The sequence below is a fragment of the Flavobacterium sp. LC2016-13 genome (assembly GCF_009707955.1).
In the GTDB taxonomy this organism is placed as follows: Bacteria; Bacteroidota; Bacteroidia; order Flavobacteriales; family Flavobacteriaceae; genus Flavobacterium.
On sequence record NZ_WMDQ01000010.1, the window covers coordinates 71,709 to 92,635 of the forward strand.

The 20,927-nt window shown below is 32.0% G+C and carries 18 protein-coding genes; 10 read left to right on the top strand and 8 right to left on the bottom strand.

Going from position 1 to position 20,927, the window contains the following annotated elements:
* Positions 1 to 47 precede the first annotated feature (47 nt).
* Positions 48 to 926 carry a cation diffusion facilitator family transporter gene (locus GKZ86_RS19185; protein WP_154784667.1) on the top strand — a complete coding sequence of 293 codons (879 nt, stop codon included), beginning with the start codon at positions 48 to 50 and terminating at the stop codon, positions 924 to 926.
* Positions 927 to 1,261: 335 nt separating this feature from the next.
* Here GKZ86_RS19185 and GKZ86_RS19190 read toward each other — a convergent pair whose 3' ends face one another.
* From GKZ86_RS19190 to GKZ86_RS19200, 3 genes are all read right to left on the bottom strand, one after another.
* Positions 1,262 to 3,751 carry a DUF5686 and carboxypeptidase regulatory-like domain-containing protein gene (locus tag GKZ86_RS19190; RefSeq protein WP_154784668.1) on the bottom strand — a complete coding sequence of 830 codons (2,490 nt, stop codon included), beginning with the start codon at positions 3,749 to 3,751 and terminating at the stop codon, positions 1,262 to 1,264.
* A 69-nt stretch (positions 3,752 to 3,820) separates the two neighbouring features.
* Positions 3,821 to 4,234: a type II 3-dehydroquinate dehydratase gene (gene aroQ / locus GKZ86_RS19195; RefSeq protein ID WP_154784669.1), complete on the bottom strand. Its 414-nt coding sequence runs from the start codon at positions 4,232 to 4,234 to the stop codon at positions 3,821 to 3,823.
* A gap of 102 nt (positions 4,235 to 4,336) precedes the next feature.
* Entirely contained in the window at positions 4,337 to 4,897 is a 561-nt protein-coding gene (locus tag GKZ86_RS19200; RefSeq protein ID WP_154784670.1) for a porin family protein, read from the bottom strand.
* A gap of 232 nt (positions 4,898 to 5,129) precedes the next feature.
* Here GKZ86_RS19200 and GKZ86_RS19205 point away from each other — a divergent pair, with 232 nt between their 5' ends.
* The 5 genes from GKZ86_RS19205 (at position 5,130) to GKZ86_RS19225 (ending at position 9,833) form a co-directional block, all read left to right on the top strand.
* On the top strand, positions 5,130 to 5,735 hold the full coding sequence (locus tag GKZ86_RS19205) for a porin family protein (RefSeq protein ID WP_154784671.1): 606 nt from the start codon (positions 5,130 to 5,132) through the stop codon (positions 5,733 to 5,735).
* A 116-nt stretch (positions 5,736 to 5,851) separates the two neighbouring features.
* A complete protein-coding gene (locus GKZ86_RS19210; protein WP_154784672.1) occupies positions 5,852 to 6,436 on the top strand; it encodes a porin family protein in 585 nt (194 codons plus the stop codon).
* A gap of 169 nt (positions 6,437 to 6,605) precedes the next feature.
* Positions 6,606 to 7,175, top strand: coding sequence for a porin family protein (locus tag GKZ86_RS19215; RefSeq protein ID WP_154784673.1), 570 nt, complete (start codon positions 6,606 to 6,608; stop codon positions 7,173 to 7,175).
* A gap of 78 nt (positions 7,176 to 7,253) precedes the next feature.
* The gene (gene xerD / locus GKZ86_RS19220) at positions 7,254 to 8,150 is read left to right on the top strand and encodes a site-specific tyrosine recombinase XerD (RefSeq protein ID WP_154784782.1); all 897 of its coding nucleotides are present in this window, start codon (positions 7,254 to 7,256) and stop codon (positions 8,148 to 8,150) included.
* Between the two features lie 162 nt (positions 8,151 to 8,312).
* Entirely contained in the window at positions 8,313 to 9,833 is a 1,521-nt protein-coding gene (locus GKZ86_RS19225; RefSeq protein WP_154784674.1) for a PAS domain-containing protein, read from the top strand.
* A 69-nt stretch (positions 9,834 to 9,902) separates the two neighbouring features.
* Here GKZ86_RS19225 and rny read toward each other — a convergent pair whose 3' ends face one another.
* The 3 genes from rny to GKZ86_RS19240 all read right to left on the bottom strand — a co-directional run bounded on the left by rny (position 9,903) and on the right by GKZ86_RS19240 (position 12,263).
* Entirely contained in the window at positions 9,903 to 11,465 is a 1,563-nt protein-coding gene (gene rny, locus GKZ86_RS19230; protein ID WP_154784675.1) for a ribonuclease Y, read from the bottom strand.
* A 207-nt stretch (positions 11,466 to 11,672) separates the two neighbouring features.
* Positions 11,673 to 11,966 (bottom strand): cell division protein ZapA, encoded by a 294-nt coding sequence (locus GKZ86_RS19235; protein ID WP_012022231.1) that lies wholly within the window; start codon positions 11,964 to 11,966, stop codon positions 11,673 to 11,675.
* Between the two features lie 6 nt (positions 11,967 to 11,972).
* Positions 11,973 to 12,263, bottom strand: coding sequence for a hypothetical protein (locus GKZ86_RS19240; RefSeq protein WP_133509626.1), 291 nt, complete (start codon positions 12,261 to 12,263; stop codon positions 11,973 to 11,975).
* Between the two features lie 179 nt (positions 12,264 to 12,442).
* Here GKZ86_RS19240 and GKZ86_RS19245 point away from each other — a divergent pair, with 179 nt between their 5' ends.
* The 4 genes from GKZ86_RS19245 to GKZ86_RS19260 are packed head-to-tail and all read left to right on the top strand — an operon-like array spanning position 12,443 to position 18,012.
* A complete protein-coding gene (locus GKZ86_RS19245; RefSeq protein WP_154784676.1) occupies positions 12,443 to 14,137 on the top strand; it encodes a M23 family metallopeptidase in 1,695 nt (564 codons plus the stop codon).
* 11 nt (positions 14,138 to 14,148) lie between these two features.
* Entirely contained in the window at positions 14,149 to 16,614 is a 2,466-nt protein-coding gene (locus GKZ86_RS19250; RefSeq protein WP_154784677.1) for a carboxypeptidase-like regulatory domain-containing protein, read from the top strand.
* Complete coding sequence (locus GKZ86_RS19255; RefSeq protein ID WP_154784678.1) at positions 16,611 to 17,243, top strand: hypothetical protein; 633 nt, start codon at positions 16,611 to 16,613, stop codon at positions 17,241 to 17,243. The genes GKZ86_RS19250 and GKZ86_RS19255 overlap by 4 nt, the downstream gene beginning before the upstream one ends.
* 46 nt (positions 17,244 to 17,289) lie before the next feature.
* Positions 17,290 to 18,012, top strand: a complete 723-nt coding sequence (locus GKZ86_RS19260) for a hypothetical protein (protein ID WP_154784679.1) — start codon at positions 17,290 to 17,292, stop codon at positions 18,010 to 18,012.
* 208 nt (positions 18,013 to 18,220) lie between these two features.
* Here the strand turns inward: GKZ86_RS19260 and GKZ86_RS19265 are convergent, their stop codons facing one another.
* A complete protein-coding gene (locus GKZ86_RS19265) occupies positions 18,221 to 18,922 on the bottom strand; it encodes a DUF2971 domain-containing protein (protein ID WP_154784680.1) in 702 nt (233 codons plus the stop codon).
* Between the two features lie 142 nt (positions 18,923 to 19,064).
* A complete protein-coding gene (locus tag GKZ86_RS19270; protein ID WP_154784681.1) occupies positions 19,065 to 20,894 on the bottom strand; it encodes an ABC transporter ATP-binding protein in 1,830 nt (609 codons plus the stop codon).
* Between the last annotated feature and the right edge of the window lie 33 nt (positions 20,895 to 20,927).

Genomic DNA, 20,927 nt, shown 5'->3' on the forward strand with positions numbered 1-20,927 from the left:
TTTTGAGATTTGAATTCGTGAATTCGTGGTGAAAAAAAATAGTCGAAATGACAGATGAACAAAAAGCTGTAAAAGCTACTATCTTTAGTATAGTTGGAAACACCTGCTTAGCCTTGATAAAAGGTTTGGCAGGTTTTTTTGGCAATTCTTATGCCTTGATTGCAGATGCAATAGAATCAACGGCAGACATATTCTCTTCTTGTTTGGTTTTATTCGGGATCAAATATTCGAATAAACCTGCAGATGAAAACCATCCTTACGGGCATGGTCGTGCAGAACCTTTAATTACCTTTTTGGTCGTTGGGTTTTTAATTACTTCGGCAACGATTATTGGTTACGAAAGTATTTCTAATATTCAAACTTCACATGATTTGCCCAGATCCTGGACTTTATATGTTTTGGGAGCTATTATCATTTGGAAAGAATATTCGTTTCGTTTGGTAATGAAACGAAGCAAAGAAACAAATAGTTCTTCTCTTGCCGCTGATGCATGGCACCATCGTAGTGATGCCATAACTTCTGTTGCGGCGTTCATCGGAATTTCGATTGCGCTAATCATGGGAAAAGGTTTTGAATCTGCAGATGATTGGGCCGCACTTTTTGCTGCATTTTTTATCTTATACAATAGTTATAAAATATTCAGACCGGCTCTTGGCGAAATCATGGATGAGAATCTTAACGATGATTTGGTCGAAGAAATCCGCGTGAAATCTTTAACGGTAGGCGGGATTTTAGGTACAGAAAAATGTTTTATCCGTAAAGCCGGAATGAAATATCATGTTGATCTTCACGCTATTGTATCAGCTAAAATTTCTGTAAAAGAAGGACATGATTTATCGCATAAATTGCAAGATACTTTAAAAGAAAAAATACCTCAATTGGGCAATGTTTTAATTCATATTGAACCGGATGATTATCATTGTTAGAGGTTCAAAGGCGCAAAGGTGCTGAGGTTCTAAGGTTTTCTTTTGAAACGTGAAAAAAGCAAAATCCGTTTATTCTTTAAAAAGAGTAAGCGGATTTTTTATTTGGGCGTTACCTTCGGCCGGGCTATCCGCTATATCTTTTTATTTTTAAAGAAAAAATAAAAAGGATACCGCTTCTATCCCTAACGCATACTCGGGTTATGAGAAATTTATGGTTTTTATTTTTTTACACGGTTACAATTGTCAGTTCGAGCGTCCCGAAGCTTCGGGAGAGAACCCGCAAAGCATTTCGACTACACACCTTTGAACCTTTGCTCCTCTGAACCTTTGTACCTTTAATTCAAAATATTCAAAATCTTCAAACCAAATACAACACCATTTTGTTGAATTCCGCTTTGATAAGAATGAACATAATCTACTCTGAATAATTTAAATTTTCCGAAACCTAAATTGTCTAAACCAATCGTAAATTCAGAATATGGTTTTCTATCCGGAATTGCCAGAGAATGAAATCCAATATTCATTGTTGATTTTAAGAGATTCAGTAGTGGAATTTTATTCATAATAAATCCCATATCGTTATGTTCCAAATGCATTTCAAAATAGCTGTCGTTCGTGCTGTTGGCGTAGTAAGGCATTAAGTTAAAAACATTCAGATAACGATCGCTTGTACCAATATGAGTTTGGTTTCCGTTAAAATGTCTGTAATCAATAAACGAAATATTTTCTGCGTTAAAGAACTTTCCTGCTCTGAAATTCATTCCTAAAATTCCTTTATTATCTAATGATAAATCATATTGAACAGAAGCTCCGATTCGCTCAAATTCATATTTCTTTTCGCTTGCTGCAAAAGCTTTTTCAAATGCCAGAAATACAGTCGGATATTTGTCATCTTTAAAATTATATCTTCCGTCAGGTCTTGAAATATATTTGTTTCCAAAATTAATTCGGGCCGTTAAAGCGGCCTTAAATAAATCATGCTGATCAAAAGCTGGCGTATCAAAATCATTTGGCGCTAGCGGATTGTTGGAAGAATAAAAATCATCTCTTTTAAAGAAAGAATAATCAGTTGTATTAAAAAGAGGTTTTCGCTGTTCGTAAGCAATTTTTCCATTCAAATTCAAACCATTTGCAACATCTTGAGCATAATTAATTTGAGCAAATTCTAAATTGTACAACTTCATATAATTGTCTTTAAAAAATAAAGAACTTATAGAATTGACAAACTTACTTATAGGTTCAGCACTGTTAAATTGCGCCACTTTTGTTCCTCCCGAAATGCCAATTGTAGCGTAGTTTATATTGTTGAATTTATGAGTGAATTCGCCAATAACACGAAAACGCTCATCTGAAAAACCATAATTAAAAGTGGTGCTTATCGAAGTGCTTTTTCCTTCATCTTCATTCCATTTTTTAAAAGAAAATCCGGAATCAAAATTAAACCCCTGAACGGTATTAAAACTTAATGAAGCGATGTTTAGTAAACCTTTATATTCAAAAGAATGTTTCTTGAAAGTGTTTTTGTATTCATATCCCATTAGGATATCCAAAACTTTAAATTTGTTGTTTTTTGCATCAACAGAATCTATATATTTTTGAGATTTTCTAATGGTTTGAAGGCTGTCTTTTTTTGTATAATCCGTACTTTCTTCAATTGTTAGCGGTATTGGTCTTATTTCATTCCAAAAAGCATCATCTTTTTTGTTGGCATTATCTTCAAAAGCTACAATTTCATTACTAAAAGTCTTCTTTTCAAAAGAGTCCGGGAATTCATAATTCGAATAAACATAATTAAATTTCCCTGAAAATTTCACTCCAAAAACTCCGGCATTAAAAGATAATGTTTGGGCATTTTTCGACCAGATTTTATTTTTGGTATTATAACTAAAGCTCTGTTTTAAAGTCATCGACTCTGTAAATTCATTTTTCATGCGATATCCTTTTATATCTAAATCGATCGCATAAATGGCAAAACTGTCATCAACAATATAAATATAACCTTCGAAAACGGGTTCTTTATCGCGTTTTGGTGTGACTTTTATTTTATTGATTTCCTGATTGTTTTCATCAAAAAAAGTACCTTCCAATTTATATTTATAATAATTGAAAGCATTATCAGCAATTGGAGAAATAAGATTTATACCAAATTCTAACGTATTATCATAAAAATCATAAGTCGATAAAGTAGCCGTGTTATAACTGTATCCTTTGTTGTTTCCTGAAATTTTAGAAGCAATGATTTTTTCCTTTAATTTATTCGGTTTTTCAAAAGTAATTTTCGAAATGGTTTCAGATAAATATAAAATTCCGGTTCCGGTAGAATCAAGGTTTGAAGCCATATCATCGCCAATATCTAATTTTTGTCCAAGGATTTTTTTAGGCAAATCTTTGACTTTAAACATTCCCTTCGAATAAAAATCAGCGGTGTATCGTGCTGTTTTTTCAGAATTTTGCTTTTTGTTTGCAATCGCACTTCTTATAATTGCGTTGGCCGGATTATTTTTAGGATCAATTACAACTTCGTTTAAATCGAAACTTTCCTCCAGCATTTTTACATCCAAAATAATTATTTTTGAAGATGCAGAAACCGCAATTTTTTGAGTTTTAAAACCTAAATACTGAAAAGTGATTTTGTTTTTACCAACTTCTTTTACGTTCAGTTGATATTGCCCTTGCTCGTTTGAAGTCGTTCCGGCATAAGTGTTTTCTTCAAATACGGAGACAAAAGGTAATGGATTTCCTTTTTCGTCGGTTATTGTTCCTTTGATTTGAGCAAAGTTTGAAATCGAAAAAAATAAAAAGGCGAGTACTATATAGTTTTTCATGAAAGCTTTTTCTCTAACAAAAATAAAATAAGTTAAATCTGAGCTTATTAATAATTTGTTAAATAACGTTTATAAGAAAGCCTGAATTGCAAGATTATAGCTTTTTAAACCAAAACCTAAAATAACGCCTTTTGCATTTCCCGATAAATACGACTGATGCCTAAAACTTTCACGGGCATACGTATTAGAAATATGAACTTCTATAACCGGAGTTGTTACGGCTTTTATGGCATCACCCAAACCAATTGAAGTATGTGTATAAGCACCGGCATTTAAAATAATTCCATCAAAAGTAAAACCACATTCCTGAATTTTTCCAATCAATTCACCTTCAATGTTACTTTGATAATACGAAAGTTCGACGTTTGGATATTCCTTTTGTAACGTTTCAAAATAATCTTCAAAAGTTTGACTTCCGTAAACTTCAGGTTCTCTTTTTCCTAAAAGATTCAAATTGGGTCCGTTGATAATGCAGATTTTCATAAGTGATTTTAATTTTATTAAAGTGAATTCACAAGTATGTAAAAATAAAAAAACCGTGCTAATTAATAGAACGGTTTTTATAAAAGTATGTGATATTATTTTTTAGAACATAAATCCGGCAGACAATTGTATAGTTGAGTTTTTAACATCCGCGTTTTTTGAAGCTTCTGTTAACCCTAAACCATAACGACCCTGAATGAAAAGGTTTTTGGTGATTTTAAATCCAAGTCCCGCATTTAGACCAAATTCGAAGGTTTCAGCATCTTTTACATCAAAATCATTTTTTTCGCTTAATAAAAATGAAGCTTGTGGCCCAACTTCAAGACTAAATGAATCTGTCAAATAAAATTTAGCCATAACCGGTATAGATAAATAGCCTAATTCATTTTTAAATTCATCAACCGCATTTTTATAAGTAGCTCCCTGAGTAGAGTATAAAAGTTCCGGTTGAACAGCAAAACGATCTAATAGTTTAATTTCTGCAACTAAACCTGCGTGATAACTTGTAATACCATCTTTATCAAAAGCGACACCTTCCATATAAGCATCTCCTGTTTGACTGGCAAAGTTTACCCCAGCTTTAACACCTAATCGTAATAATTGTGCCTGAATTGTAGCCGATGTTGCGATGAACAATACAGCTGCTAAAAATATCTTTTTCATAAATTATTTCTTTAAGATTAAAATTGTTTTTATATAAGTAAAACTATTTATTTATAGTTTTATTGCTCTTATATTATTGAATAAATAGTTAATACAATTCACATTTGTTAAAATGATAATTTTTTATTGATGACACGTTGAAAAACTTCATAATTTATTACATGGTTTTGTCTCTTTTTTATGAAGTATAATTTTATATTTGACACATAAATTTCGAACCAAAAACAATCAAATGAAAAAAACTATGTTAACTGCGATGGCAGTGATGGCTTTCGTATTTTTAAATGCGCAAGAAACTAAATTTGGATTAAAAGGTGGAGCTAATCTTTCTACATTGACAGGAGATACTCAACATACATCTTTAAAAGCAGGATTTCATGTTGGTGGATTTGCAGAATTTAAACTTTCTGATAAATTTTCTATTCAACCAGAGGTTCTTTATTCAACTCAAGGAACTAAAGAGAAAGGTTCAGGTACTGATTTTCAAGGTCAAGTTTATGAAATTGAATTAAACTATAAATTGGCTTACATTAATGTTCCAATTTTAGCAAAATATTATGTTGCTGAAAAATTTAGTTTAGAAGCTGGACCACAAATTGGTTTTCTTGTAGCTGCAAAACGTAAATATACTGCTCCGGGGGTATCTGAAGAAGATGATGTTAAAAAAGATTTTGGATCAATTGACTTTGGAGTTGATTTTGGTGCGGGTTATGATCTTACTGAAAAATTTTCTGTAGGACTTCGCTATAATCTTGGTTTAACAAACTTGCATAAAGATATTGATTATTACAAAATAAAAAATAGTGTGTTCTCGTTATCGGCAGGATATAAGTTCTAATGTTTTATTAAACAGTGTTTTATCTCTTATTTACCACATTCTTTGTTAAAAAACAAATTAATTTTTAGTAAGTATAGTTTTATATTTGAGTAATTAATTTAACCAAAACAAATAAAATGAGAAAAATTATTTTATCTGCACTAGCAGTTATGGCATTTGGACTAACAAATGCTCAGTCTACTAAATTTGGAGTAAAAGGAGGATTAAACCTTTCTACTATCACAGGTGGAAATGTTGAAGATAATAAATCCTTAGTTGGTTTTCATGTTGGAGGTTTTGCTGAAATCAAAATTGCTGAAAAATTTGCTATTCAACCTGAGCTTTTATATTCTGCACAAGGAAGCAAGTTCGATGGCGGTCCTTTTTTTGAAGATTTTGACGTTAAAGTAGATTATTTGAATATTCCTGTTTTAGCTAAATACTATATAGTAGAGAAGTTTAGTGTAGAAGCAGGTCCTCAATTAGGAATTTTATTGTCTGCAAAGTCTGAAGGTGAAGATGTTAAAGACTCTTTCAAATCTGTAGATCTTGGATTTAACGTAGGTGCAGGATTTCAATTTACCGAAAATCTTTCTATTAATCTTCGTTATACTATCGGTCTATCGCCTATTTCTGACAATGCAGATATCGAAGATGAAGAAGATTATTATGACAGCGCTAAAAATAGCAACTTAGCTTTATCTTTGGCATATAAATTTTAAATTTATTTCAAGATTCATACAAAAGCCTTCCAATAATGGAAGGTTTTTTTGTATATGTTATTAACATAATTTTGGCTCACAATTACTATTATTTTTGTTAAAAAACAAATCCTTTTTCATGAAGTATAGTTTTATATTTGCCACTTAATTTTAACCATATACAAATAAAATGAAGAAAATTATTTTATGTGCTATTGCAATAATGGCATTTGGATTTGCGAACGCGCAAAAAACTAGATTTGGAGTAAAAGGTGGTCTTAATATAGCTACAATTGGTGGTGATGATCGTGCTAACGCACTAGTTGGTTTTCAATTAGGTGGTTTTGCTGAAGTGAAAGTTTGGAAAAAATTATACATTCAACCAGAGCTTTTATATTCTGCTCAAGGAGGAAAATTTGATGGATACTATGGTGAGCGTGACTATACCGTAAATTTAAATTACATCAATGTTCCTGTATTGGCTAAATATTACATTACAAAACAATTCACTGTTGAAGCTGGACCACAACTTGGAGTTTTAGTTTCTAGTAAAAACACTTATGACGAAAAATCAGTTGATGTTGGTTTCAATTTAGGAGCGGGATATAATTTTACAGACAATTTCTCTGTAGGTATTCGTTATACTATTGGTTTAACTAATGTTTACAGATATGAAGATGAATATTATGGTGACTTTGGTTATTACGATAATAGATATACTAATAATGTCCTTGCATTAACTGCAGCATACAAATTCTAATATTAGCTTATAATATTTATAAAACCTTCCCTGATCAGGAAGGTTTTTTTGTGCTCAAAAATGTTTTACTTTGTAAATATGAAATGGAATACTTATATAAAAGATTATCAATCGTATTTGCGAATCGAAAGAGGATTGTCTAAAAACACCATTGAGAATTATAGCTTTGATATCGAGCGATTGTGCCTTTTTTTAGAAACCAATCGAATAGAAGTTTCTCCCATAAATATTACCGATGAAACAGTACAGCAATTTATTTATGCCGTTTCTAAAGAAGTTAATCCGCGATCGCAGGCGCGTATTATTTCCGGTTTAAAAAGCTTTTTTGGCTATTTGGTTTTTGAGGATTATAGAAAAGATAGTCCGTTAGAATTAATTGAATCTCCTAAAACGGGACGAAAATTGCCCGATACTTTATCTGTACCTGAAATTGATGCGCTTATTGCTGCTATAGATTTAAGTTCGAATGAAGGAGAAAGAAACCGTGCCATGCTCGAAACTTTATACGGTTGTGGCTTAAGGGTTTCAGAATTGGTTTCGCTCAAAATTTCTGATCTGTTTTTTGATGAAGGCTTTATTAAAATCACCGGAAAAGGAAATAAGGAACGTTTTGTTCCCATTGGAAAATTAACCCAGAAATACATTCAGATTTATCAAAACTCCATTCGGAATACTTTAACCATAAAAAAAGGGCACGAAGATACTTTGTTTTTAAACAGAAGAGGAAATCAGCTTACACGTTCCATGATATTTGCAATTATAAAAAATCTGGCTGTAAAAATTGGTTTGCATAAAAATATTAGTCCACATACCTTACGTCATTCTTTTGCCACGCATTTACTTGAAAATGGTGCAGATTTAAGGTCAATTCAGTTAATGCTTGGACATGAATCTATAACAACCACAGAAATTTATGTGCATTTAGACAGAAGCTTTTTAAAAGAAGTTATGCATTCCTTTCATCCAAGAAAATAATTTACATAAAATTCTTGCAAAATTCACGATTTATTTCTTAAAAGATAATGCTTTGTGTTGTATTTTTGCATTAATAATAGTTTAAAAACAATAAGTTACATCTTTTTCTGTTTTCTGTTTGAAGATTATTTTAATAATTCAATTTGCATAAACAAGAAATATATGGTTTTTGATTTGTATGAAAACGAAGATTGCTTAGAAGTAAATAATTTTTATAAAAAATTGTTTGCTGAAATGCCTGATTTGCTTTTTCAGTTTATTATTGATTCTAATAATAATTACACTTTTCCGCTTGTAAGCAAATCTGCCGATGATATTTTCGAGTTGCCTTCAACAGCTTTTTCCAACGAAAGTATATTAGTTATTTATAACAGGATTCATCCTAACGATAAGGATTTATTCTTTGAATCCTTGGTTAAGGCCCGAAGAGAAGTAAAACCCTGGGTTATAGAATTTAGAGCTATTTTGCCTAAAAAAGGCTTGCGTTGGTTTAAGGTTTCTTCTAAAACTGAACTTGCTGTTGATGGTTCTGTTAGTTTTTTTGGACATGTTTCTGATATTACAGATTTAAAAGATAAAGAAGAAAAACTTCGTATTTCTGAAGAACGTTTTCAGTTTGCGCTTGAAGCATCGACAACTGGTATTTGGGATTGGAATATGGTTACGAATAGCGTTTTTTATTCTTCACTGTCACTTAAAATTTTAGAATTAGAATCGACAGATATTTTTGATGATCCGGAACGCTGGGATAAAATTGTACATCCTGATGATCTTCCAAAATATTATTCAGACATTCAGGAACACTTTGATAATAAGATTCCGTATTACGAAAATTACCATCGGGTAATGACGTCAAGCGGTAATTATAAATGGATTTTAGATCGGGGAAAGGTTATAGAAAGAGATGAAAACGGAAAGCCTTTGCGTGTTATCGGAACTCATACTGATGTTTCATTGCAAAAAGAAAAAGAGTTAGAGCTTTTAAAAACAATGAAACTCTACAGCGATCAAAATAGTAGATTATTGAACTTTTCGCATATTGTTTCACACAACCTGAATACACAGGCGGGAAACATAAAATCGATTCTGGATTTTATAGATGCCGATGTTGATCGCACTACGATTAATGAAATGTTATTTCATCTCAGAACGGTTTCTAATGATTTGAATGAAACGATTTCGAATTTAACCCAAATTGTAAAAACGCAAAGTAATATAAATATTGCCGTTGTTCCTTTAAAACTGAACGAATATATTGAAAAAACGATTTCAACGATTAAAGGTTATGATAAGCAAACCAATGTTTCGATTATAAATAATGTTCCGGAATATTTAAAGATCAATTTTAATCCGGCTTATCTTGAAAGTGTATTGTTGAATTTTGCGACAAATGCCATAAAATACCGTCATCCGGATCGCGACCCGATAATTATTTTTGATTTTGCAATTGAACCCGAAGGTTATAAATCGCTTAAAATTACAGATAATGGTTTAGGGATCGATTTAGCGATTTACGGCGATTTGTTATTCGGAATGTATAAAACGTTTCACAAACACCAAGAAGCCCGGGGAATTGGGTTGTATATCACCAGAAATCAAATTGAAGCTATGAAAGGGAGTATTTTTGTAGAAAGTGAGGTTGGAGTAGGTACAAGTTTTAAAATTGTATTTAATGATATGTAAAATCAAATTATGTTATAAATAAAAAAGGCTATCATTACGATAGCCTTTCTTGTTTATATAGAAGAGAAATTACTTAGCAATGTTAACTGCTCTTGTCTCTCTAATTACTGTTACTTTTACCTGACCCGGGTAAGTCATTTCTGTTTGAATTTTTTGTGAAATCTCAAAAGATAAATTTGCTGCGTTATCATCAGAAACTTTTTCGCTTTCTACGATTACACGAAGTTCTCTACCAGCCTGAATTGCATAAGCATTTTTCACACCGCTAAATCCGTAAGCTACTTCTTCAAGATCTTTCAAACGTTGAATGTATGAGTCTAAAACCTGACGTCTTGCGCCTGGTCTTGCCCCTGAAATAGCATCACAAACCTGAACGATTGGAGAAAGTAATGATTTCATTTCGATCTCGTCGTGGTGAGCTCCAATAGCGTTACAAACTTCTTCTTTTTCGCCATATTTCTCAGCCCATTGCATACCTAATAATGCGTGAGGTAAATCACTTTCAGTATCCGGCACTTTACCAATATCGTGAAGTAAACCGGCTCTTTTGGCTAGTTTTACATTTAAGCCCAATTCGGCTGCCATGATACCACAAAGTTTAGATACTTCTCTAGAGTGCTGTAATAAGTTTTGTCCGTAAGATGAACGGTATTTCATTCTACCTACAACTTTTATCAATTCAGGGTGTAAACCGTGAATTCCTAAATCGATAACCGTACGTTTACCAACTTCAATAATTTCGTCGTCAATTTGTTTCGCTGTTTTAGCAACAACTTCTTCAATTCTCGCTGGGTGAATACGTCCGTCAGTTACTAATTTGTGCAAAGACAAACGGGCAATTTCTCTACGAACAGGATCAAAACAAGAAAGAATAATAGCTTCCGGTGTATCATCAACAATAATTTCTACTCCTGTTGCAGCTTCAAGCGCTCTAATGTTACGACCTTCACGACCAATAATTCTACCTTTTACATCATCAGATTCAATGTTGAAAACAGAAACGCAATTTTCAACCGCTTCTTCAGTTCCAACTCTTTGAATTGTGTTAATGATAATTTTCTTAGCTTCTTGTTGTGCTGTAAGTTTTGCCTCTTCAATCGTGTCCTGAATATGAGACATAGCTTTACTTTTAGCTTCAGCTTTTAAGCCTTCAACCAATTGTTCTTTTGCTTCATCAGCAGAAAGTCCTGAAATTACTTCAAGTTGTTGTAATTGACTTTTGTGTAATTTGTCAACTTCTGATTGTTTTTTATCTAAAACCTCAATTTTACTATTGTACTCTTGTGTTTTAGCCTCAAAATCATCGTTTACTTTTTTAGCTTTAGATAACTCATTTGAGATTTGTGATTCTTTATCACGAACTCTTTTTTCTACTTCGGCTACTTTTTTATCTCGGGCTAATATAACTTGTTCGTGTTCTGATTTTAGTTCGATAAAACGTTCTTTTGCCTGAAGGATTTTATCTTTTTTAATATTTTCAGCTTCTAAATTAGCGTCTTTTAAAATGGAAGCGGCTTCTTTTTTAGCGTTTTTGATTAAGTTTGAAATATTGCTTTTTTCGATAATTTTAGCTATTCCAAAACCTGCTGCAATACCTATAATTCCTGAAATAATGATCGTTATGATGTCCATGTTTGTTAAAATTTATATATAAAAAAGCCTACATTAATTGCTTGAATAAACTCGTAAAGACAAGTTTTGAGCTAACTCACTGTTCAAGTTTCCAAGCCGAAGCATGGCATACTATAGTAGCGACGATTTGCTCATTCTAAATTGTTAGTGTTGAGTTTACCAATTGTGAACTAATGTAGGCAGTATCTTAGTTTCTGTAAAGAACGTTTAATTTTCGAGATATTGATCTAAAAGCGAATTTAATCTTTTGATTCGTTCGATGGTTTCTTCGCCATCAATTGCGTTATCAATTTGTTTTTGTTCTACTTGTGATGCAAATTGCAGGGCGCACATGGCCAGTACATCTTGCTTATCGCGAACCGCATAACTTTCTTCGAATTGCTTTATCATAGCATCAATTTTTTTAGAAGCACTTCTAAGTCCTTCTTCCTGAGCAGGTTCAACCGTTAAAGGGTAAACTCTGTCTGCAATTGATATTTTAATTCTAAGCTTTCCGTCCATGTTTTACTAGTCTGATAGTTGTGCTATACAGTAATCAATTTCGCGAATTAATGAATTTATTTTAAGCTTTGTCTCTCTCTTGTTATTATCGCTGCCGAGCAACGAATTGGCTATTTTAAGTGTATCATATTGCTTCTTCAAAGCTTCAATTTCTTCAGATTGTTTCTGGATGATTTGCGCAGCTTTGGCTAGTTGTAATCTTAATTCCTGATTGTTATTCTCCAGTCCCTTTGATTTCTCAAACAGCTTTTCGACTTTATATTCAAGAGTATCAATTATTTCGGCAATTACACTCATTATAAATCCTATTCATTACTTAATCATACAAAGTTAGTATTCCTTTTTATTAATGCAATTTTTTATCGATTTTTTTACATTAAAAATAACCAAATAAATGAAATTCAATCAATTGTATTTTTGTAGCTTTTTACTCGGTTTTGGCTCCGGATTTCTTTATCTTAGCAAAAATGTTGCTTATGAGATTTTCAGTACTTACCCTATTTTTTTGTCATTTTATATTTGCTCAAACTCAATATCCTAAAGATTATTTTAGTCCGCCGCTGGATATTCCTATGCAGCTTTCGGGCAATTTTGGCGAGTTGCGACCAAATCATTTTCACGCCGGTTTCGATTTAAAAACCAATCAAAGAGAAGGCTTAAATGTTTATGCAGTTGCCGATGGATACGTTTCAAGAATTAAAATTTCGACTTTTGGAAACGGAAAATGCATTTACATAACGCATCCAAATGGATATACTTCTGTATACGGACATTTGCAAACGACTATTGGTGCTATTCAGGATTATGTTCAGAAAACACATTATAAAGAAAAAGCTTTTGAAATTGAAATATTTCTGAAACCCGACGAATTGCCGGTTACAAAAGGACAATTAATTGCGCTTTCAGGAAATACAGGATCTTCTGAAGGTCCGCATTTGCATTTTGAAATTCGTGATTCTAAAACAGAATTTGTTATAAATCCGATGTTTTTTGGATTTGATAAAAATATAAAAGACACCAAAAAACCAACAATTTCAAATGTATTTGTTTACCCGTTTGATAACACAACTGTAAATCAGTCAAAATTGCCTTTGTTATTGAATTTATCACTTCAAAAAGACGGAACTTATCTGGCAAGTAAAGTAAAAGCAAACGGTAAAATTGGTTTCGGAATCAATGCTGTGGATTTTGACGATGTTTCAGGAAATAAAAATGGTGTTTTTAATGTTTCTACTTTTTTCAACGGAAATCAAAATTACAATTACCAGTTTAATACCTATTCATTCGATGAAATGCGTTATATAAATGCCTTTATCGATTATCCAAGATATAAGAAAACAAGTCAGCGTGTTCAAAAGTTATTTATGAAAACGCCTTTTGCCTTGAGCATTATAAAAACAGATTCGCTTCGCGGAATTATTAAGGTTGAACCAAATTTAGCATCAACTTACAGAATTGAAGTTTCTGATTATTTCGGAAATATGAATACCGTTACCGTTCCGATAGAATATGATATTGAAACACCAATTGTAAACGCAGAACCTAATACTTCAAAATATTTTATTCACGCCAATAAAGATTCAAATTTCGAAAAAGATAATATGTCGGTATTTTTCCCTGCCGGAACTTTTTATGATGATTTTGATATGAATTTTGATGTAAAAAATAATCGAATTTATATTCATGAAGATGTTATTCCCGTGCATTCTAATTTTACCATTACAATAAAAGACAGTACTTATTCTGAAGCATTAAGAGATAAACTTTTTATTGCAAGAATTAGCGGAAACAGTAAAAGTTATAACGGTACAATCAGAAATAAAGATGTGTTTACGGCCAAATCAAAAATACTTGGACAATTCGGTTTAGTTTTAGATACCATTGCACCCGTTATAAAAATTACAAAACCAATCGAAGGCAAATGGATTAGTGAAGTAAATGCTATTCAGTTTACGATTGGTGATAGTTTGTCCGGAATAAAGTCCTACAACGGGTATTTAAACGGAAATTGGGTTTTATTTGAATATGATAACAAGACCAGAAAAATTACGCATAAATTTCAAAATGAACTATTAGCAGAAGGTGCAAATGATCTAAAAGTTGAAGTTGTTGACAATGTAGGAAATTCTACTATCTTTGAAACTCACTTTTTTAGAAGTCAACTAAAATAAAACCAAAACATTTGAGTCATAGTAAGTTAATATTCGGTTTCCTTTTTTTGTGCATTAGTTATATTTCATTTGCCCAAAATGCCCATGTTAAAGGAATTATTTTGGATAATGAAAATCGCCCGGTTGCTGATGTAAATGTTTCTGCTTCAGGAAATATTTCGCAAACCGATTCTAATGGTTTTTTTGAAATCGAAGTTCCGTCAAACAAAAAAACCTCCTTGATTTTTACCCATGTTTCATTAAAAATGATGAGCCTGACGGTAAATTTAAAACCAAATGAAATATTTGTTTTCAATCCGAAAATGAGTAATTCAGCAGAACAAATGGGAGAAGTTTTTGTTTCTTCTAATAATAAAAAACGCGTTCAGGGAATTACGGTTATTGATACAGAAACGATAAAGAAAATTCCCGGAGCAAATGCAGGAATAGAAAATATTCTAAAAACATTACCTGGCGTAAACTCAAACAATGAATTAAGTACACAATATGCCGTTCGTGGCGGAAATTATGATGAAAACTTAGTTTACGTAAACGAAATCGAAGTCTATCGTCCGTTTTTAATTCGTTCCGGACAACAAGAAGGTTTAAGTTTTACCAATACAGATTTAGTTCAAAATGTAGATTTTTCCGCTGGAGGATTTCAGGCGAAATTTGGAGATAAATTATCCTCTGTTTTAGATATTACCTATAGAAAACCAACTCAGTTTGGAGCCGCATTAGAAGCTAGTTTTTTAGGTGGAAGTATTGCTGTTGATGCCGTTTCTAAAAATAAAAAATGGTCAGCAGTAACCGGAGTCCGTTACCGAAACAATAGTTTGCTTGTCAATAGTCAGGATACACAAACCAATTATACGCCAACTTTTGTAGACGTTCAGACCAATATAAATTATGATATTTCTGAAAAGTGGCAAATGAGCTTTTTAGGAAATATTTCGCAAAATAAATATTTATATCAGCCTTTAACCAGAGAAACTAAATTCGGAACAATAGACCAGCCAATGGCGCTTGCGGTTTATTACGAAGGTCAGGAAAAAGATCAATATGACACTTATTTTGGAGCTTTAAAAACAACATATAAAGCATCTCCGTCGTTAACTTTTAAATTAATCAGCTCTTTATTTCACACCAAAGAAAAAGAACATTTTGATATTCTGGCGCAATATCGTTTAGGAAATGTAAATGCTGATGGAGAAACGGATCTTGACAACGTTGATTTTACAACAGGAATTGGCTCCCAACTTAATCATGCCCGAAACGACCTGGATGCCTTAATTGCAAATGTAGAAATTAAAGGTTTTAAAGAATGGAGAGACAGCCAGTTAGAATTTGGTTTAAAATATACCAGAGAATCTATTCGCGATCGAGTAGTAGAGTGGGAAATGATCGATTCGGCAGGATTTTCGATTAATCCGCCAATTATAGCTTTGCCACAAAATAATCAGCCGTACGAACCTTATACCGGACCATTATTGCCTTATCAGGATATTCGTGCTACTAATTTTAATACTATAAACCGATTTTCAGGTTATACGCAATGGAACCAGAAAACAGAAATTGGATCAAGTCAGGTTTGGTATAATATCGGAGCGCGTTTTCAGAGTTGGAGTGTTTCCGGAGCGGCGATCGAAGGAAAAAATCAAATTGTTTTTAGTCCGCGTGCTCAATTTGCCTTAAAACCAGATTGGGATATGGATATGGTTTTCAGGCTTTCCGGAGGATTATATCATCAACCGCCTTTTTACAGAGAGCTTCGCGATTTAAATGGTGTTGTAAACCCAAATGTAAAAGCGCAGGAATCCGTTCATGTTGTTTTGAGTAACGATTATACTTTCAAAATGTGGAATCGCCCTTTTAAATGGGTTACCGAGGTTTATTATAAATCACTTTCAGATGTAAACACGTATTCGATCGATAATGTCCGAATTCGCTATGTCGCAAATAACAACGCAAAAGCTTACGCACAAGGTCTTGATTTTAGATTAAATGGAGAATTTGTTCCGGGAACTGAATCGTGGATTAGTTTTGGATATTTGAAAACCGAAGAAAATTATGAAAACAAAGGTTATATCGCCAGACCAACAGATCAGCGTTTGAAATTTGCGATGTTGTTTCAGGATTATATGCCGAATATTCCGAGTGTAAAATTGTATTTGAATTTAGTATACAATACAGGTTTGCCGGGCGGAGCGCCATCTTATTCTGATCCGTATTTGTATCAAAACCGATTGAACGATTACAGAAGGGCAGATGTTGGTTTTGCAAAGGTTTTTGTTGACAGCAATACAAGAAATAATAAAACAGGCTGGATAAAAAACTTTCAGGAATTATCTTTAGGTGTTGAAATTTTTAATCTTTTTAACAATCAAAATGCGATAACCAATACCTGGGTTCGCGATGTGTATTCTAAAAATCAATATGCGATTCCGAATTATATGACTTCGAGAGTTTTCAATATAAAACTGAATGCGAGACTATGATAGAAAAACGTGAAAAAAGAAAGAAGATTTTTTACGTTCCGGGAATGATTTCCTTGATTTTCATTCCTTTGTTATGTTTGATTTATTTTTATAAAGTTGATGCTTTTAAAGTTTACACATTATTAAATGTTGAACTTCCTGCTCCTGATAATAATGTATTTGAAGAGTTAAATATTGCTGATTTAAGAAAATACAAGATATTTAATTACAACAGTAATGAATTTGAGGAAAATAGAAGTTTAGAAAAATTACGTTTTTCATTGCGAAAATTAAAAAAAGAAAATGATACAATTAATGGTATAAGAATCCATTTAGGGAAAAAGATGACCTACGGAGTTTATGTTCAGGTATTAAATATTTTCGCAGAAGAAGGAATTGAAATTTATATTCCTCATAAAGATGATTTTTGGGTTTTTATGAAGCCAAAACCTAAACAAAATAAATCTATAAGAATCCCGATTATAAGAATTTGTGGATATGATGGTGATTTTTGGGAAAAACAAAGAGAAGAAGCTGAGAGAAAATATGTTTTGTCTTTATATAGAAAAAACTGGGTTCTTTTTTTGGGTTATTTCGGACTGGTACTTCTAAATATCTTTGCGCTAGTAAAATTCAATAAAAACAGATAATACAATCAAAAATACTATATTTGATATTCTAATATAATTTGCAGACATGAAAAATTCCTTAAAATATATAGCCTTAGTAATCATCGGAACATTAGTAAGTTGTAAAGATGAAGTTCAGAAGCCAAAAGTAATTTATGATGCTTCAAATAAAGCAAATGTTGTTGCGAAAACAGATTCAACGCAGATTGAAGTGGCTGATTTGCCAATTCAGATGGAAGGAACCAACTATTTAATTCATCCTGTTGGAGATTTGAGAGTTTATGAAAGAGGAACAAAATCGCGTTACGGATCTTCGAGTGTAAGTGATTTGAGTTTTACGATTTCAAATTTAGGAGATTATGAAATTACAGGTTATTTACAAAATCTAAAATTTCAAAAAGTAGATTCAGATTCAATTCACCCTTTAACAGATAAACCGGCATTAATTTTAACAGCGACGTATTTAAAACCAGTTGCTGATAAAACAAAGAACCAAATAATGGTGTATACTTTAGCTGATTCTGATACTAATAAGGACGGTAAAATTGATGCAAGTGATATCAAAACTTTGTATTTGAGTAATATTAGCGGAGAAAATTTTACTAAAATTTCAGAAGATTTTCAGGAATTGGTTGACTGGAGCTTAATAGAATCTAAAAGCCGTTTGTATTTTAGAACTATTGAAGATACCAACCAAAACGGCCAGTTTGATAAAAATGACGTTTTACATTATAACTATATAGATTTGGCTTCTAAAAAATGGGAAGTTAAAAGTTATAAACCTATATGAGGTTCTATCCCGAAGCTTCGGGACTGAGATACTAAGATTCTAAGTTTTTTTGCCACAGATCGCACAGATTAAAAGGATTTAAAAAAATACAACATAAAAAACCATTTAAAAATTAAATTCTAATTTTTAAATGTTTTTTTTATGTTTATAAAGATTTGAAAATCTTAGAATCTTAGCATCTAAGAACCTTAGCACCTTTAAAAACAATCTAAATCAAAATATCACTTTCCAAATCAGATTTTTCGATTTCAAAACCAAAATCAAGACGTTCGACTAATTCGATTACCAGTTTTTTATACCAGTTTTCAGATTTTGGATGAATGTATATCTTCTCAATTAACTGATTGATATCAACATTGATTTTTAATCCGTCATTTAGTTTTATAGTGCTTTTTGAAGTATCGGTTATAATGCGGACTTCGCGCTCGTATTGAAAACTTTTTCGCTTAAATAAAAACGGAAAGAATAAATCATCAAACGGAATATATTCTTTTTTATAATCGATGTAGTTTACTTCTCCAATATACTGATCAAAATTATTTTCAGGGTTCAGGGCTTTTTGCAATCTTCCAATTGTGGACTGAATTGCTAAACCTTCGCTATTTTGCGTGAATATCTGCCACATAGCAAACGATTCATATTCGTTAATATGCCAGCTGCTTATTGCTACTTTTTCGCGATGCGTTTTATAGTAATTTAAAAAGTCAGGATTGTTAACGGCCAGTTTTTTAATCTCTTCAAATGTTGGTTCACTAAAAGTGCCTTCGTACTGATCTTCAAATTTATCAGAACGTGACATAAATAATTTTTTAGAAAGTAATAAATCAAGAAACTTAGATAAATCCAGGTATTTCCAAACAATAGTGTCAGGATCCTCAGGTAACTTTATGTTTGAATTGTTTAGGTACATTCTATCAGGCGTTTAGTTTTTCTAATAAAATTACAAATTGATTTTATAAAATACTATAAAAAAAATACTTACTTAATTTTCTGAGATTTATTAAATCGATCAGGAAAACTAAGTAAGTACTTTATGGCAGAATATAAATCTGCTATGATTCGAAAGACTGCATCGTTACAAGCTTATTATATGTTCCGTTATGCGTAATTAATTCGTCGTGGGTTCCTTGTTCCACAATTCTTCCTTTTTGCATTACAACAATCAAATCTGCTTTTTGAATCGTTGAAAGACGGTGCGCAATAACAATAGAAGTTCTGTTTTGCATCATATTTTCTAACGCAATCTGAACGAATTTTTCACTTTCGGTATCTAATGCAGAAGTTGCTTCATCCAAAATCATAATTGGAGGATTTTTCAATACAGCACGTGCAATCGATAAACGTTGTTTTTGTCCGCCTGATAATTTGTTTCCGCTATCACCAATGTTCGTGTAAATTCCTAAAGGTAATTCCTTAACAAATTCAAAAGCATTGGCAATTTTTAAAGCTTCAATAATTTCATCATCTGTAGCATCAAGTTTTCCTAATGAAATATTTGCTTTTATCGTATCATTAAATAAAATACTATCCTGAGTAACTAATCCCATTAAACCACGAAGCGATTGCAGGTTTAAATCTTTTATGTTGATTCCGTCAATAGAAATAGATCCATCGGTTACATCATAAAAACGCGTTAATAAATTGGCGATCGTACTTTTTCCACTTCCTGATTGTCCCACAAGAGCAACCGTTTGTCCTTTTTTAATTTTAAGAGAAAAATCTTTTAAAACAGTTTCATCCTGATATTTGAAATTAATATTCTGAATATCGATATTATTATCAAAAGTTGTTTTTTCTATAGCATCAACTTTGCTTGTAATTGGATTATCCTGATCTAAAATTTCTAAAACACGTTCTGCTGCGGCATTTCCTCTTTTTACACCATAAGAAGCTTTAGAAATAGCTTTTGCAGGTGTCAGGATATTATAAGCCAATCCCATATAAGCAATAAATGCGGCTCCGTCTAATGTTTTTTCAATCAAAACCATTTGACCTCCATACCAAAGCAAAATTGCAATTACAGCTATTCCCATAAATTCACTCGCCGGAGAAGCTAAGTTCTGACGGTTTCCAATACTATTTGATAAGTTGAAAAAACGTTCTGTTGAGTTCTTAAAAACAGTATTGAAATAATTTTCGGCATTATATCCTTTTACAACTTTTAAACCTCCAATCGTTTCTTCAATAGTAGACAAAAAAGTACCTTGTTCCTGTTGCGCTTTTGTAGATTGTTTTTTAAGTTGTTTTCCGATTAATGAAATCACATAACCTGAAACCGGAATAAAAATAAATACAAATAAGGTTAATTTAGGACTGATAATTAACATGGTAACTATTGTGAAAATAATCGTTAACGGTTCTTTTACAATAAGTTCAAGAATTGCCAAAAACGAGTTTTGTACCTCATTTACATCAGCTGAAATCCTTGAAATCACATCGCCTTTTCTCTTTTCAGAATAAAAAGCCAATGGCAGTTCAAGTGTTTTTTTATACATCGCATTTCGCATATCTCTTAAGACACCATTTCGTAAAAAGGTGATAAAAAACATAGCGGCATAATCAGCTAAGTTTTTCAATAAAAAGATTGAAATGATAATTGCCACCATTACAGATAAGACATAACCTGATTCGTGCGTGCCTTTTGTGGTTGTAATGTAGTAGCTTAAATAGTCTTCGCCATATTGCTGAATCTTTAGGATTCCGTGAAATACTGGTTTTACCGTAATTTGCTTGCCTTTATCAAATAATACCTGAAGCATTGGAATTAATGCAACAAACGAAAGCGTGCTAAAAAGCGCATATAAAATATTAAAAAAGATGTTTAAGAAAGCATATTTTTTATACGGATATATAAAAGGAATTATTTTTTTGATATTACTCATTTATTTTTTGATGTTATTTTTTTTGCTAAAGCA

What these genes read in the sequence shown, in the direction of transcription:
- GKZ86_RS19200 (WP_154784670.1), bottom strand. Translation starts at nt 4,897, where the DNA reads ATGAAAAAGATATTTTTAGCAGCTGTATTGTTCATCGCAACATCGGCT.
- GKZ86_RS19260 (WP_154784679.1), top strand. Translation starts at nt 17,290, where the DNA reads ATGAAAAATTCCTTAAAATATATAGCCTTAGTAATCATCGGAACATTA.
- xerD (WP_154784782.1), top strand. Translation starts at nt 7,254, where the DNA reads ATGAAATGGAATACTTATATAAAAGATTATCAATCGTATTTGCGAATC.
- GKZ86_RS19225 (WP_154784674.1), top strand. Translation starts at nt 8,313, where the DNA reads ATGGTTTTTGATTTGTATGAAAACGAAGATTGCTTAGAAGTAAATAAT.
- GKZ86_RS19235 (WP_012022231.1), bottom strand. Translation starts at nt 11,966, where the DNA reads ATGGACGGAAAGCTTAGAATTAAAATATCAATTGCAGACAGAGTTTAC.
- GKZ86_RS19210 (WP_154784672.1), top strand. Translation starts at nt 5,852, where the DNA reads ATGAGAAAAATTATTTTATCTGCACTAGCAGTTATGGCATTTGGACTA.
- GKZ86_RS19270 (WP_154784681.1), bottom strand. Translation starts at nt 20,894, where the DNA reads ATGAGTAATATCAAAAAAATAATTCCTTTTATATATCCGTATAAAAAA.
- GKZ86_RS19190 (WP_154784668.1), bottom strand. Translation starts at nt 3,751, where the DNA reads ATGAAAAACTATATAGTACTCGCCTTTTTATTTTTTTCGATTTCAAAC.
- rny (WP_154784675.1), bottom strand. Translation starts at nt 11,465, where the DNA reads ATGGACATCATAACGATCATTATTTCAGGAATTATAGGTATTGCAGCA.
- GKZ86_RS19205 (WP_154784671.1), top strand. Translation starts at nt 5,130, where the DNA reads ATGAAAAAAACTATGTTAACTGCGATGGCAGTGATGGCTTTCGTATTT.
- GKZ86_RS19255 (WP_154784678.1), top strand. Translation starts at nt 16,611, where the DNA reads ATGATAGAAAAACGTGAAAAAAGAAAGAAGATTTTTTACGTTCCGGGA.
- GKZ86_RS19215 (WP_154784673.1), top strand. Translation starts at nt 6,606, where the DNA reads ATGAAGAAAATTATTTTATGTGCTATTGCAATAATGGCATTTGGATTT.
- aroQ (WP_154784669.1), bottom strand. Translation starts at nt 4,234, where the DNA reads ATGAAAATCTGCATTATCAACGGACCCAATTTGAATCTTTTAGGAAAA.
- GKZ86_RS19265 (WP_154784680.1), bottom strand. Translation starts at nt 18,922, where the DNA reads ATGTACCTAAACAATTCAAACATAAAGTTACCTGAGGATCCTGACACT.
- GKZ86_RS19185 (WP_154784667.1), top strand. Translation starts at nt 48, where the DNA reads ATGACAGATGAACAAAAAGCTGTAAAAGCTACTATCTTTAGTATAGTT.
- GKZ86_RS19240 (WP_133509626.1), bottom strand. Translation starts at nt 12,263, where the DNA reads ATGAGTGTAATTGCCGAAATAATTGATACTCTTGAATATAAAGTCGAA.
- GKZ86_RS19245 (WP_154784676.1), top strand. Translation starts at nt 12,443, where the DNA reads ATGAGATTTTCAGTACTTACCCTATTTTTTTGTCATTTTATATTTGCT.